Origin of the sequence: Actinopolyspora biskrensis, from assembly GCF_013408175.1 — a bacterium.
GTDB lineage: Bacteria > Actinomycetota > Actinomycetes > Mycobacteriales > Pseudonocardiaceae > Actinopolyspora > Actinopolyspora biskrensis.
The window spans coordinates 1,165,946-1,179,905 of the sequence record NZ_JACBYW010000001.1; the positions used below are offsets into that span (position 1 = coordinate 1,165,946).

12 protein-coding genes and 1 pseudogene are annotated in these 13,960 nt (G+C 68.7%); 6 read left to right on the plus strand and 7 right to left on the minus strand.

Annotated elements, in window-relative coordinates:
* Complete coding sequence (locus FHR84_RS05025; RefSeq protein WP_179534204.1) at positions 1-315, minus strand: hypothetical protein; 315 nt, start codon at positions 313-315, stop codon at positions 1-3.
* Between the two features lie 185 nt (positions 316-500).
* Between FHR84_RS05025 and FHR84_RS05030 the strand changes: the two genes are divergently transcribed.
* Positions 501-1,106, plus strand: coding sequence for an N-acetylmuramoyl-L-alanine amidase (locus FHR84_RS05030; RefSeq protein WP_179534205.1), 606 nt, complete (start codon positions 501-503; stop codon positions 1,104-1,106).
* 25 nt (positions 1,107-1,131) lie between these two features.
* On the opposite strand, the gene FHR84_RS05035 is transcribed toward FHR84_RS05030, so the two are convergent.
* Positions 1,132-2,619: an amino acid permease gene (locus FHR84_RS05035; RefSeq protein WP_179534206.1), complete on the minus strand. Its 1,488-nt coding sequence runs from the start codon at positions 2,617-2,619 to the stop codon at positions 1,132-1,134.
* Positions 2,620-3,038: 419 nt separating this feature from the next.
* On the minus strand, positions 3,039-4,433 hold the full coding sequence (locus tag FHR84_RS05040) for an MFS transporter (RefSeq protein WP_218862223.1): 1,395 nt from the start codon (positions 4,431-4,433) through the stop codon (positions 3,039-3,041).
* A 197-nt stretch (positions 4,434-4,630) separates the two neighbouring features.
* On the opposite strand from FHR84_RS05040, the gene FHR84_RS05045 reads away from it, so the two are divergent.
* From FHR84_RS05045 to FHR84_RS05060, 4 genes are read left to right on the plus strand one after another with little or no spacing between them, the layout of a single operon-like run.
* Positions 4,631-5,851: a cytochrome P450 gene (locus FHR84_RS05045; RefSeq protein WP_179534428.1), complete on the plus strand. Its 1,221-nt coding sequence runs from the start codon at positions 4,631-4,633 to the stop codon at positions 5,849-5,851.
* A gap of 2 nt (positions 5,852-5,853) precedes the next feature.
* Positions 5,854-6,498 (plus strand): TetR/AcrR family transcriptional regulator, encoded by a 645-nt coding sequence (locus FHR84_RS05050; protein WP_179534208.1) that lies wholly within the window; start codon positions 5,854-5,856, stop codon positions 6,496-6,498.
* A 53-nt stretch (positions 6,499-6,551) separates the two neighbouring features.
* Positions 6,552-6,746 carry a ferredoxin gene (locus tag FHR84_RS05055; RefSeq protein ID WP_179534209.1) on the plus strand — a complete coding sequence of 65 codons (195 nt, stop codon included), beginning with the start codon at positions 6,552-6,554 and terminating at the stop codon, positions 6,744-6,746.
* Positions 6,747-6,795: 49 nt separating this feature from the next.
* Positions 6,796-8,037 carry a cytochrome P450 gene (locus FHR84_RS05060; RefSeq protein ID WP_179534210.1) on the plus strand — a complete coding sequence of 414 codons (1,242 nt, stop codon included), beginning with the start codon at positions 6,796-6,798 and terminating at the stop codon, positions 8,035-8,037.
* Positions 8,038-8,110: 73 nt separating this feature from the next.
* Here FHR84_RS05060 and bfr read toward each other — a convergent pair whose 3' ends face one another.
* Positions 8,111-8,596 carry a bacterioferritin gene (gene bfr, locus FHR84_RS05065; RefSeq protein ID WP_092521333.1) on the minus strand — a complete coding sequence of 162 codons (486 nt, stop codon included), beginning with the start codon at positions 8,594-8,596 and terminating at the stop codon, positions 8,111-8,113.
* 121 nt (positions 8,597-8,717) lie between these two features.
* Positions 8,718-8,921: a (2Fe-2S)-binding protein gene (locus tag FHR84_RS05070; protein ID WP_179534211.1), complete on the minus strand. Its 204-nt coding sequence runs from the start codon at positions 8,919-8,921 to the stop codon at positions 8,718-8,720.
* A 287-nt stretch (positions 8,922-9,208) separates the two neighbouring features.
* On the opposite strand from FHR84_RS05070, the pseudogene FHR84_RS22765 reads away from it, so the two are divergent.
* A pseudogene (locus FHR84_RS22765) lies at positions 9,209-9,697 on the plus strand (class I SAM-dependent methyltransferase); the annotation flags it as partial.
* A gap of 259 nt (positions 9,698-9,956) precedes the next feature.
* Here FHR84_RS22765 and FHR84_RS05075 read toward each other — a convergent pair.
* Both FHR84_RS05075 and FHR84_RS05080 read right to left on the minus strand, forming a co-directional pair.
* Positions 9,957-11,120: a monodechloroaminopyrrolnitrin synthase PrnB family protein gene (locus tag FHR84_RS05075; RefSeq protein ID WP_179534212.1), complete on the minus strand. Its 1,164-nt coding sequence runs from the start codon at positions 11,118-11,120 to the stop codon at positions 9,957-9,959.
* 480 nt (positions 11,121-11,600) lie between these two features.
* Positions 11,601-13,646: an FUSC family protein gene (locus tag FHR84_RS05080; RefSeq protein WP_246300126.1), complete on the minus strand. Its 2,046-nt coding sequence runs from the start codon at positions 13,644-13,646 to the stop codon at positions 11,601-11,603.
* Between the last annotated feature and the right edge of the window lie 314 nt (positions 13,647-13,960).

Consider the following 13,960-nt stretch of genomic DNA (forward strand, 5'->3'; position numbering starts at 1 on the left):
TCACACCGCTCCGCCGTGTCCGTTCGTGTCTCCGTTGCCGTCGTGCGGTGTCTCGCGGGGGGATTCCCCCGGGGATCCCGTCCGCTGTTCGGGGGTCTCCCAGAGGGACAGCAACATCCAGGACAGGTAACCGCATATCGCCAGCGAGGAGAGCACCGCGCCCAGGGTCCACAGCGGAAAGCCGAGCAGTACCGGCCCGATCGTGCCCTCGGGGAGGTACCACGGGACGCCGAGCAGGACCAGGAGCAGCAGCCCCGACCAGGCCAGGGGAGCGCGTATCGGTTCGCGTGGCTCGGAGTCACCCTCGTCCGGCATGTCCACCCCGTTCCCGTCGGAGCTCCCGTCGTCCGGCGGGTGATCGAACCAGTGGGAACGCGCGGGTGCAACACCTTTCCCGGTCGGTGGAACGTGGAATGCCCCGGACGGAGGCTTGTGCCGTGGGGCGTCGATCGGACAGAACGGTCGGGGAGTTCTGTTCCCGAACTACGAGAGGTGCACCGATGGGACAGTGGTTCAACGGCCCCGGCGAGGATCTGGCCACCGTCGCCCGTGCGACGGGGTATCCGGTTGTCGAGGTGCCCGGGTGGAGGGGGCGCGGGCACGGCCCGCTCGACGACTACGTCGGTGTCGTCGTGTGTCACCACACCGCGGGCCCCGAGCCGGAGGACACCTCGGACAACTACCCCTCACTCGGACTGGTCCGGGACGGTCGGCGAGGTCTGCCCGGCCCCCTGGGGCACTACGGTATCGGTTACGACGGGACCGTTTACGTCATCGCGGCCGGTCTCGCCTACCACGCCGGAGCCGGGGGGTGGGCCGGCCTGTCGGGGAACTCGGTCGCACTGGGAATAGAGGCCGAGGATTCCGGCGACGGAGACTGGACCGGGGAACAACGTGACGTCTACCCGAGGCTCGTGGCCCGGTTGTGCCTGTTTCTGGGAGTCGACTCATCGAGGGCGTGCGCGCACCGGGAGTGGGCACCCGAGCGGAAGGATGATCCGGCCGGTATCGACATGCGGCGGTTGCGCGCGCGGGTGGCCCACTACCTGCGGTCTCCGAACGAGATTCCCCGTGGCGCCGCCTCGACGTTCGAGGAGGACGCTTGACGGCCGCGCGGGCGGCGTGGACGGCTCACTCCGCGGCGTCCGCGTCCGGGGTGGAAGCGTTCAACCGCGATTTCCGCATCCCGTAGGCGAAGTAGAACGCCAGTCCGGCCGCCATCCACCCGAGGAAAACCAGCCAGGTTTCCGCGCCCAGGCTCGCCATCATGTACACGCAGAAACCGGCCCCGAGCAGCGGAGTCACCGGGGACAGCGGTACCCGGAAACCGCGAGGCAGCTCGGGGCGGTTCCGCCGCAGCACGAGCACGGCCACGTTGACGAGCCCGAAGGCGAACAGGGTGCCGATGCTGGTCGCGTCCGCGAGGGAGCCCAGCGGGATCGCGGCGGAGAGCACGGCCACGGCCAGCGAGACGATCACGACGTTCTTCCGCGGGGTTCCGGTCCGCTCGTCGACCCGGGAGAACACGCGGGGGACCAGCCCGTCGCGGGACATGGAGAACAGGATCCGCGTCTGCCCGTACATCACGGCGAGCACCACACTGGAGATCGCCACGAGCGCGCCCACGGACAGCAGCACCGACCAGAGCACGCCCGCGCCCGTGGCCTGCGTCAGCACCTGGCTGAGCACCGCCTCGGCGTCGGCGAAGCTTGTCCAGGGCATGGCGCCGACGGCGGCCAACGCCACCAGGCAGTACAGGACGGTGACCACGAACAGGGAGAGCACGATCGCCCGGGGAAGGTCCCTCCTGGCGTCGCGGGCCTCCTCACCCGCGGTGGAGGCGGCGTCGAAACCGATGTAGGAGAAGAACAGCGTCGCCCCCGCCGCGCTGACTCCCGCCATGCCGAGCGGCATGAAGGGGGTGAAGTTGCCGTCGCGCACGGCGGTGAAGGCCACCGCGCAGAACACCAGCAGCGTGGCGATCTTGATCACCACCATCACCGCGTTGGCCCGTGCGCTCTCCCGGGCTCCCCCGAGCAGCAGGAACATGGCCAGCAGCACCACGACCACGGCAGGGATGTTGACCAGGCCTCCCTCTCCCGGGGGTTGGCTGAAGGCCTCGGGAATCGTCACGCCGACGGTGAGGTGCAGCAGCTCGTTCAGGTACTGGCCCCAGCCGACCGCCACCGCGGCCACGGACACTCCGTACTCCAGGATCAGGCACCAGCCGCACACCCACGCGACCAGTTCGCCCAGCGTGGCGTAGGTGTAGGAGTACGAGGACCCGGAGGCCGGGATCATGCCGGCCAGCTCGGCGTAGGACAACGCGGAGAACAGCGCGGTCAGTCCCGCGAGCACGAAGGACAGCACCACGGCCGGACCCGCCTTGGGAACGGCTTCACCGAGGACGACGAAGATACCGGTCCCCAGCGTCGCCCCGATGCTGATCATGGTGAGCTGGGTCAGCCCGAGTGAGCGGCGCAGCTGACCGGTCTCGCCGGTCAGCTCCTCGACCGGTTTGCGTCGGGCCAGCCGGGAAGTCAGCCCCGCCGTTGCCGGTCGGGAGGGGCTGGCCGGTGTGGTGCTTCGGGGAGTTTCCGGAGTGCGTTGGTCTTCCACGGGGCGTCTCCTCGGTGGACTCCGTTCGTGCGCGGAGGCCGTGCTGTCAACAGGTTGTGAACGAGGTTATGGGTATTGGGCAACACTAAGAGTCCCTCTGTTCCACTCGAACCCGGATACTGTTGTGCGAATCGACGGATTAGTTTTCGAATCTTGTGCCGTCCGCACCGGTGCGGACGACGTGGCGGGCCTCTCCGGGACTCCGGCGCGACGTACCCACCGGGATCGGCACTGCCGGGGGCGCGAAAGGAGTGCGCGGCCGCTCGACTCGAGCGGCCGCGCGGAACGGTTCGGGTGAGCACGCTGTTGTCCGACGGGTTCGATTCCTCGTTGGCGGTTCCACTTCCCGAGGCTAGGACAGCGCTGCTCCGAACGGAGCAACCGGCCGCTCCGGCGACGGGTGGACAACCACGGAGTCGTCAGGAGGAGGTGGTCTCCGCGGCCGTGGTGGTTGCGCGCGAGTGGGCGGAACCCCCGGGGGACCGCCGACCGGGGAGGAAGGCCGCGATCACCAGGGCCGCGAGGGAGGCGAAGACGGCGATCCCCATGATCACGCGGAATCCGGTCTGCGAGGGGACGGTGACGGGTCCGAGCGTGACGGTCAGCTGCGCGAGGACCACACCTGCGACCGCGCTCGAGACCGAGGTGCCTATGGAGCGCATGAGGGTGTTGAGGCTGTTGGCCGCTCCGGTCTCGGACACGGGCACGGCCGCCGTGATGAGCGCGGGCATGGCCCCGTAGGCCAGTCCGATACCGGCCCCGATCACGCCCGAGACCAGGACGAGCTGCCATATCTGCGACATCAGCACCGTGTTGAGCCCGTAGCCGACCGCGACCACCACGGCGCCGACCATCAGGGTCACCTTGGGGCCGCCGAGCTTCGAGATACGTGCCGAGACCGGGGCCATGGCCATCATCACCAGCCCCGAGGGGGCCATCACCATGCCCACGACCAGCATGCTGTGCCCCATCCCGTAGTCGAGGGACTCGGGCAGTTGCAGCAGCTGCGGCAGGATCAGCGACATCGCGAACATCGCGAAGCCGAACACCGTCGAGGCGAGGTTGGTGAGCAGGACCTGGCGGTGTGCGCTGACGCGCAGGTCCACCAGCGGCCGGGGCGTGCGCAGCTCCCACCGACCCCACAGCATCAGCACGAGCACCGCGGCACCGAGCAGGCCGAGGGTGGTACCGCTGGTCCAGCCCCAGTCGCCGCCCTTGGAGATCGCCAGCAGCAGGCAGACCAGCCCGGTCGACAGCCCGATCGCTCCCGGCAGGTCGAATCGTCCTCCGGTGCGCACCGCGGACTCCGGAACGACCGCGAGCACGAGGACGGTGGCGCAGGCCCCCAGCGCGGCGGAGGCCCAGAACAGCACGTGCCAGTCGGCGTACTCGGCCAGGAAGGCGGCCGCGGGCAGCCCGAGCGCTCCGCCCACCCCCAGCGAGGCGCTCATCATCGCGATCGCAGAGCCGAGGCGCTCGGTGGGGAGCTCGTCGCGCATGATGCTGATGCCCAGCGGGATGACACCGGCGGCCAATCCCTGCAGGGAGCGTCCGACGATCATGGGCACGAGCGAGTTGCTCAGCCCGCCCGTGATCGAGCCGAGCACCATCAGCGCCAGGCTGAGCACGAGCACGCGCCGCTTGCCGTACATGTCTCCCAGGCGGCCCGCCGCCGGGGTCGCGACCGCTCCGGCGAGCAGGGTGGCGGTGACCACCCAGGCCGTGCCCGCGGCGGAGGCGTGGAGCAGTTCGGGCAGGTCGGGAACCAGCGGAATCACCAGGCTCTGCATCAACGAGACCACGATTCCGGCCATGGCCAGCACCACGACGACGGCCGACGTTCGGGGTGGGCCGGTCTCGCCGGGTGGGGTGGCGTTGTCGTGTGACACGGGGTCCTCCGTTTCGGTGTGTCGGGTCTTCGCGTCGAAGAATATTCAATCAGTCGATTGACTTAACGCGGTGAACCGGGTTGACTGGGGGTGCACTGAAGATCGGCTCGGAGGAGGTCGCGGTGGAGCGTGACGACGGTGAGCAGTTGCTGGACTACCCGCTCTCGGCGCGGGGCGCTCTGGACCCGCCGGAGGAGTGGGAGCGGTTGCGGCAGCGGTGCCCGGTTGCCGGGGTGCGGCTGCCCAGCGGGGACGAGGCGTCGTTGGTGACCAGGCACGAGGACGTCAAACAGGTGCTGTCCGATCCGCGCTTCACCAGGGACCTCGGGGCGCCGGGGGCGGCCAGGATCTCGGCCAACGAGTCGGGCGGGGTGTTCAACACCTCCATGGCCTCCGCGCTTCCGCAGAGCGGGGAGGCGCACCAGCGTTGGCGGCGCATGGTCAGCAAGTGGTTCACGGCCAAGCGAATGGCCACGATGCGTCCCGGGATCGAGTCCATGGCCGAGCGGCTGCTCGACGAGATGGTCGAGAAGGGCAGCCCCGCCGACCTCAAGGCGGCCCTGGGGTTTCCGCTGCCTGTGTGGGTGATCTGCGACATGCTCGGCGTGCCCGAAGCGGACCGGGACAGGTTCGCCCACTGGTCCGACACCCTGCTCAACCTGACCCGCTACGGGCAGGAGGAGATCGACGCGGCCCAGCGCGAGTTCGCCGCCTACATGGCCGATCACGTCGAGGCCAAGCGGGCCGAGCCCGGCGACGATCTGCTCAGCGCGTTGACCACCGAGACCGACTCGGCCGGTGAGCGGTTGTCGGACGAGACCCTGGTGGCCACCGGGCAGGGACTGCTGGTGGCCGGACACGAGACGACGGCGAACATGATCGGCAAGATGGTGGCCGTGCTGCTGTCCGACAGGCGGCGCTGGCAGCAGCTGTTGGAGGACGGTTCCCTGGTGCGCACCGCCGTCGAGGAAGCACTGCGCTACGACGCCAACCCCGGCTTCGGCATGCCGCGCTACATCGGTGAGCAGGCCCACCTCGCCGACGCGACCCTGCCGGAGGGAACCACCGTGGTGTGCAGCATGGCCGCGGCCAACCGGGACGAGAGCGTGTTCGACAATGCGGAGGACATGACCCTGGGGCGCAGTCCGAACCCCCACCTGGCGTTCGGCGTCGGTGCGCACTCGTGCCTGGGCCAGGCGCTGGCCCGCACCGAGCTGCAGACCGTGCTCGAAGTGTTGCTGCGGCGACTGCCCTCCCTGGAACTCGCCGTGCCCGTGGACGAGTTGCGGCGGGTCGACGGGCTCGTGGTGGGAGGGCTGCGCGAAGTACCGGTTCGGTGGTGACCATGACCGAGAGAACTGTCCGGAGTGAGCAGATCCGCACCACGCGGGAGAGCATTCTGACCACCGCGGAGCGCCTGTTCGCCGAGCACGGGGTGTTCGCCGTGTCCAACCGCCAGATCAGCGAGGCGGCGGGGCTGGGCAACAACACCGCGGTCAGCTACCACTTCGGCGCCAAGGCCGATCTGGTGCGGGCCATAGTGCGCGAGCACTCCGGGCGGATCGAGCAGCTGCGCAGGCAGCTGCTGGCGGATGTCGGGGACGAGCCCAGCGTTCGGGACTGGGTGGGCTGCCTGGTACGCCCGAGCGCCGAGCACCTGGCCACGCTCGGGTGTCCCACCTGGTACGCCCGCTTCGCGGCGCAGGTGATGACGGAGCCCTCGTTGCACGGGATCATGGTCGAGGAGTCGCTGACCTCGCCGGACCTGCACCGGATCATCGACGGGTTCGACCGCTCGCTGCCCGACTTGCCGCCGCAAGTGCGCTCCGAACGCTTCGCCATGAGCCGACAGCTGATGGCGCACATGTACGCCGAACGCGAGCGTGCCCTGGCCGAGGGCGTTGCCACGCCCAGGGCCGGTTGGCACGACGCAGCGACCGGCTTGGTCGACGCGGTGACCGGGTTGTGGCTGGCTCCGGTCACCGGTTGAACGGGTCGGAACGGAACGCGAGGAAACACTCCGCGACGGAAGGACGAGATCCGATGCAGGTCAGTGTCGACGAGGACAAGTGCTGCGGAGCGGGACAGTGCGTGATGACCGCTCCCGAGGTGTTCGACCAGCGCGACGAGGACGGGATCGTGGTGCTGCTGGACTCCCGGCCCTCCGAACAGCTGCACGAGGCGGTGCGCGAGGCCGCCGACATGTGTCCGGCCGCGGCCATCGAGCTGAGCGAGTGAGCGGCCCGCCCGGACGGGGAACGCGGCACGACATCCCGTGGAGGAGTTGATGAGCAGTACGGTGGATTCCGTCGACGGCGGCGTGGCCGACGTCCCGGAATACCCGATGACCAGGGCGGCCGGGTGTCCTTTCGACCCGCCGCCCGAGCTGCGGGAGAAGCAGCGCCAAGCCCCGCTTGCCCGGGTCGCGCTGTGGGACGGCAGCACGCCGTGGCTGGTGACCCGGCACGCGGAGCAGCGGAAGTTGCTGGCCGATCCGCGGGTCAGCGCCGATCCGACCAACCCCGGTTATCCGAGCCCGGCGCCGGTTTCCTCCGCGGAGCGCACGAGCGGTTCGCCGCTGAGCTTCATCCTGATGGACGATCCGGAGCACGCCCGTCTCCGGCGCATGGTGACGGGGCCCTTCTCCGTCAAACGGGTGGAGGCGCTGCGACCGAAGGTGCAGCGGATCGTCGACGAGGCGATCGAGGCCATGCTGGCCGGGCCGAATCCGGTGGATCTGGTGGAGTCCTTCGCGCTGCCGGTTCCCTCGCTGGTGATCTGCGAGCTGCTCGGGGTGCCCTACTCCGATCACGACTTCTTCCAGAGCAACAGCAGGGTCATCGTCAACCGGAACTCGAGCCAGGAGGACCGTTCGGCCGCGACCGGCAGGCTGACCGAGTACTTGGACGGTCTGGTCGGGGACAAGCTGGTCGACCGGGGCGAGGACCTGCTGTCCGATCTGGCGGAGCGGGTCGAGGCCGGGGAGCTGCCCCGGGACGAGGCGGCCAGGATGGGGGTGCTGCTGCTGATCGCCGGGCACGAGACCACGGCGAACATGATCGCGCTCGGCACGCTGGCCCTGCTCGAGCACCCCGATCAGTTGGAGGCGCTGCGCGAGACCGACGATCCCGAGCTGGTCTCCTCGGCGGTGGAGGAACTGTTGCGCTACCTCCACATCACACACAATGGGCGGCGCCGGGTTGCCCTGGACGACATCGACATCGCCGGGGAGACCATCCGCGCGGGCGAGGGGCTGATCGTGGCCAACGACATCGGCAATCGCGATCCCGAGGTCTTCGACGATCCCGACGGCCTCGACATCCGGCGCGGTAATCGTCGTCACATGGCCTTCGGCTTCGGGGTGCACCAGTGCTTGGGGCAACCGCTGGCCAGGCTGGAGCTGCAGGTCGTCTACGGCACGCTCTACCGGCGCGTGCCCACCCTGCGGTTGGCCGTCGATCCGGAGGAGATCCCGTTCAAGCACGACGGGTCCGTCTACGGCGTTTACGAGCTGCCGGTGACCTGGTGACCCCTCCGGTTCGGAGTCGTCGCCGCGGCGTTCCGCACGGGCCGCCGTGCGGAACGCCGGTTGCCTCTTCCGCTCAGGCGCTCGTCGGCGGGCTTTCCACGAGTTGGCTCAGGTAGAGCTGCGTGCCCAGGGTCTCGATCAGTTCGAGCTGGGTCTCGAGGTAGTCGATGTGGTGCTCCTCGTCGCGGAGGATGCCCTCGAAGAGGTTCGCCGTGGTGATGTCGTTCTTCTCGCGGCACAGCGCGATGCCCGGTTTGAGCCGGTCGAGGACCTCGCGTTCGATCGCGAGATCGGACTCGAACTGCTCCTTGAGCGTCTGACCGATCCGCAGGGTGAACAATCGCTGGTAGTTCGGAAGGGCCTCGAGGAAGAGGATGCGGTCGCTGAGCCACTCGGCGTGCCGCATTTCCTCGAACGACTCGGTGCGGGTGTGTTCGGCCAGCCTGGTCAGGCCCCAGTTGGCCTGCATCTTCGAGTGCAGGAAGTATTGGTTGATGGCGGTCAGCTCGCTGGTGAGCTGTTCGTTGAGCAACGAGATGACCTCTGAGTCGCCTTGCATGAGTCCTCCGCCGGTAGCCGTGGGTCGAACCGCACGTCGGACACGTTACGAGCAGCGCGGCATCGTGTGCGTAACCGCGACGGGCGTGTCCGGCAACCGGTGGAGACACCGACGGCCACGGTCAGACGCCGCTGGACAGCGGGCAGGAGGGGGTCGTGCTCGCCGTTCGGTTCTCCTCCAGGAGCTCCTCCAGTCGTTCCACGCACGTGCCGCAGCCGGTTCCGGCCAGGCAGCGGTCGCCGATCTCCTCGACGCTGTCGGCTCCGGCGTGGATGCACGTCCGCACTTCCGGTTCGGTCACGCCGGCGCAGATGCACGTGTACATGGGGCGGGGCTCCACAACTCCACGACGTTCATTAGGTAAGGCTGATCTAACTTTCGCTTAGCCTTGCCTAAGTAAACTAGTGGGGGTGGGGCGCGCGCAACCCCCGGTAACCGAGTTCACACGGTGTTCGGGGCGGGTGTGCCCGCAGGGGCGGGGCTTCTCCGCGGGCCGTGTGCCGGGTGTGCGGGGAACGCCCGGGAGGATGCGCGTGCGGTCCGGTCGTCCCGCCGACGGCGGAGCGCGCGGCTGTTGCCCTCGCGGCACGGCCGCCCTAACGTTCATCCGTGATGAACACGAGAAGCGCCGCGGAGTCCTACACGTTCGCCCCCGAGTGGTACGCCGAGCGAGAACGGCTCGACTCCCTGGAAGGGCTCTGGGATCCGTCCTCCTGGCGCGCTCTGCGAAAGCTCGGGGTGAGCGCGGGGAGCTCCTGCCTGGACGTCGGTGCCGGAGGTGGATCGGTCAGTCGGATGCTGGCCGATCTCGTGGGGCCGGAGGGACGTGTCGTGGCCCTCGACAGCGACACCGGGTTCCTCGAACAGGCCGGTTTGCCGGAGCGGGTCGAGATCCGTGCCCACGACCTGTTGTCCGACGGACCCGTCGCCGGGACTTTCGACCTGGTGCACGCGCGGATGACGCTCTCGCACCTGCCGCAACGGGAACAGGTGCTGGACCAGCTCGTGGAACTGTGCGCCCCGGGAGGCCGGGTGCTGCTGTCCGAGTTCGACGCGGAGGGGGCCTCCCTGGCGGAGCAGACCCCTCCCCGCGACGACGTGGAACGGTTCCAGCGCGTGCACGACGCGGTGGTGGCGGTACTGGCCCGCAACGGATGCGACTCGCGTTTCGCGCACCGGATGCCGGCGGCTCTCGCCGCGCGAGGACTCACCGAGATCGACGCCTCACCGGACGGCGAGCTGGTGCGCGGCGGCAGCACGGCCGCCGAGTTCTACCGGCACACATTCCTGCGGCTGCGTGAGCCGATCCTGGAACACACCCCGGTGGACGGGGAGACGTTCGACCTGGTGCGGGAAAGCCTCAAGGACCCGGACTTCGTCGCTCTTTCCGCTCCGCTGGTGTCGGTGTGGGGGAAGCGGGACGAGAACTCCGGCGCCGTTGATCGGTCCGCTCGGAGGCGACCCGGGCGTTCTGCCGGGTGAGCAGCAACACACGCTGTAGCAGGTCGATGCCTGCTCCGCCGCTTCCCAGCGGATACAGCCGCACCTCCTCCTGGTAGGCCTGTCTGGCGATGCGGTAGTGACGACCGCGGAAGGTGACGATCGTGCGCAGCACGCCGGCCAGGGCGTTCGCGCCGTCTCGTAGCCGGTGGCCCGCGCGGTCGTGACCTCCGGCCACGTCGAAGGCCTCGACGAGCCTGGTCACGACCGATGGTGAGCCGCGCCAGCCCGCGTGCAGCTCACGCCAGCGCGGTAGTCCGTAGGGCACGGAGTCGAGCAGGAAGTCCTCGTACTCGGCGATGCCCCGGTCGGACAGCCACAGGACCTCGTCGACGAGCCACAGCGGCACCTGCGCGGCGGCCGGACCGAGGTAAGTCCGTCCCCGCAGCGAGATCTCCTCGAAGTAGGGGCGCAGCGTGCGGGCGAAAAACACCGGGCCGACCTCGGCCATCACCGCGTTTATGGACTCGAGCATGGCACCGACGCACTCGTCTAGCTCCCGTGCGAGCACGGCGAAGCGTTCCGCGGCGGGGTCGGTGCGGTTGAGCTCGTCGCAGATCCGCAGCCCGGTGTTCAGCCGGGGGAAGGCGTGGCGCACGGAGTCCTGGAGGATCCGTTCCTGCGGGTCACCGGTGTACATCCGCCGCCGCTCGCCCTGCGGGTTCCACACGCAGTAGTGCAGCACCGTGTCCCTCGGGACCATGTCGGTGCGGCTGCCCAGTTCGGTCAGTACGGGGAGCGCTTCGGGCACGGCCTCGGCGGGTTCTGTTCCGTGGCGTTTGATCGAGCCCAGGAACATCCCCAGGTCTCTCATCGCCGCGAGGCACTCGTCGGTCGACAGCTCCGCGACCTCCTCGGTCGCGGGCAGCAGTGCGCGCAGCGATTCGATCAGGGCCGCCACGTCGGCGTCCTCGTTCATCCCTCGAAGACGCTCGCAGAGCTCGTCCGCGCGCAACGGATCGGCCGATCGAACCGCTTCGAGCTGTGCGGGGGAACCGTATTCGAGGCTTTCGAGTGTGCTCATCTTGCCTCCCACGGGACGGGCACGCGGTGGGTCTCGGAGAGCGCTTGCCCGGAAGGGGTGGTCGGTCGAGCGCGCTCACCGTGGGTGCGCCCGGACGTACTGCACGGACAGGCAGTGGGCCGTGTCCGGTTTCGGGGTCGGGGAACGGCCGGGGAGATGAGAACGAGTGGGACCGTCGACGGAGTTCCGCCGACCTCGGCCCGGTGTTCGTCACCGCACACACCCGTCTCCTCGGATGCCGGGCGTGGCGCTGGCATCACGGTCGAACGGGAGGGGAACGTGAGCGGAGCTGCGGTGGGCCTACTCCGCGCGTTTCCCCGGAGGGGCGCGGTGTTGTTCTCGTGCATCCGACGATGATCCTAAACGGGGATCACCGGAATGTACGAGTGTGATCGTGACTGTAATTCGCGTTTTATCGGTATTCTCACCGGGTTGGGACGAGCAATACGAATCTTGTTTGCTCCTTTTGTGGCGAACTCATCAGCGCCGGACTCCGTAAGGGGGATTGACCGTGCTGACGCCGTTCGAGCTCGGTGGCGTGACGGGATTCCTCGTTCCGGAACGCGACGAGGCGGTCACCCGTTCAGCGGCTGGGCGCGCGGTTTCCCGTCCGGGTGAGGCGTCCTCCGGCCTCGGCCACGAGGAGGACGTCAACTCGTTTTCGATCTCGGAGAGCCGTTCGCTCACGCACGTGGGCGAGGGGGTGGCGTTCTCGGAGGTCTCGCACCGCAACCACCGGGCCAGCGACCGCATGTTCGACACGATCAGCTGGGCGCGTTGCAGGCTGATCCCGGTGTTGCCGCCTTCTATGCGGATCGCGTGTTCGGTGGCTCCGTCGACGAGTCGTTCGAGCACGACGATCGACGGCCACCACTGCTCCGCCGTCCTGCTCGCCGAGCTCGGTTCCACGAGTCGTTGTCGCAGCGTGGTGCGCAACTCGGCCAGCTCCCGGTAGCTGCGCCGCCGCAGTGCGGGCCTTTCCCGTGCCATTCCGGTCAGGGACAGCGACACGTACTCGGAGACGGTCAGTACCGCATCGGCGAAACCCCGTTCCAGGGGAGGCCGACGGTGCAGCGGGGAGAGCACGTACCCGACGACCAGGACGACGACACAGCCGATGAGCGAGTCGACCAGCCGCACCGCGGGAAGCGCGGGAATGGATTCCACCTGGTTCATCTTCAACAGCACCAGACACGTCACGACTCCGGTGAACAGGCCGTAGTGACGGCTCAACGTGTCGGGCACCAAGGCGGCCAGCAGCACCGTGAAGGGCAGCATCCACCATCCGTGGGCGATACCGGCCAACAGCGCGCTCGCCACGATCACCCCCAGCACGCTTCCGATCCCGCGCAGCACGGTGCGTGCGAACAACGAGCCCGAGTTCGGCTTGAGGACCAGCGCTACCGTCAGCGCGACCCAGTAGGGCTGTTCCAGCGGAAGCAGCAGGCCGATCGTTTCCGCCACGGCCAGGCACAGCGCCATGCGGGCCGCGAGCAACCACCCGGTCCTGCCGACCGCGAGGCCCTCGCGCCACACCCGGAAGCGTGCGCGTCGATCGCGTCCGGTGTCGAGTTCGCCGGGATCGGCGAGTTTCGCCGTGCGCAGCGAGGCGACCAGTCTGCCGAGGGCGTGGTCCAGGGCGCGCAGGGGAGTCGGGTCGGTGGAGGCGGTGGTCGATGTGTACGGCGGGGGCAGGGCTCCGGAGCGCAGGCACCGGGCCAGCGTGCGCATCGTCTCCATCGGGGGGTCGGGAACTCGCGTGCCGGCGTGGGCGAGTGCGACGGAGGCCTCCACCATCGGAGTGGCCTGGGAGAGTGCCACGTAGAGCCTGTCGTGGACGCGACTGCGCGCCGTGGAGCCCGCCGCCACGCTGATCAGCACGTCGTGGGCCTCGTTCAGCGCCCTGGTCAGTTGCTGCCTGACTTCGGTGCGCGTTTCCTCGCTCTCGGTGTTCAGCATTCGTGCGGCGGTCTCGAAGACCCGCGCCACGGCATGTCTGGCCGGGGCGGTGCGCCGGAACGGCCACGTCGCCGCGATCAACGTGAAGGCGAGCAGTTCTCCGCCGAGGAACCACGCGAGCTGTTGTCCGTCGTGCATGGTTTCCACGGGGTGGCCGGTGGCCACGATGCAGAAAGTCAGCATCTGGGCGCCGGCCGCGCCCCACAGATCGCCCATTCTGCTGGCCAGAACCGACAGCACAGAAATGATCACGACGACGCACGCGCCCGTCCACGGCGACGGGGCGGCTATTCCGAGACCGAATCCGACGGCTCCCAGAAGTACGGTCAGCCCGACGCGACGTAACCGGTACCTATAGGAGCTGACCGGGTCCGAGAAAGCGACGCACAAAGCGCCGAGGGAAATCAGGATCGCTTCCCCGATTCCTCCCGTGGCGAGTCCCACCGCAGGGGGGAGGCCGACGGCCAGTGCCGCCACGCCGATACGGCTCCAGTCCACGGGAATGGGGGCCGGGCGCAGCATCCGGCGGAGCCAGGCGGGCAGGGCTGCGCGCAGCAGACGTGGCAACGCGGTCGACCACGTGTGTCGAACGGAAAACGTGTCGACGGGAAACACCCGACCTCCCGGTGATCTCTTCGACGTGCGCAGTGTGCCGCTGTGCGTCGCGGTCCGCCGCCGTGTTCGCGGCGTGCCGATTCGTCCTGCCCGATCCGTTTCCCCATTATTACTCGGGGATGCGGGGACAAGTCCCGTGCACAACACAGATCACACCTTGTCGTGTGTCACCTCCAAGTGGGCGATGAATGCCGGGTTAAAATGCGGTGTAGAGATTTTCGTCATGTTTCCGGTGTTTTTCCGAAACGCCGGGCGGAGATCTTCCG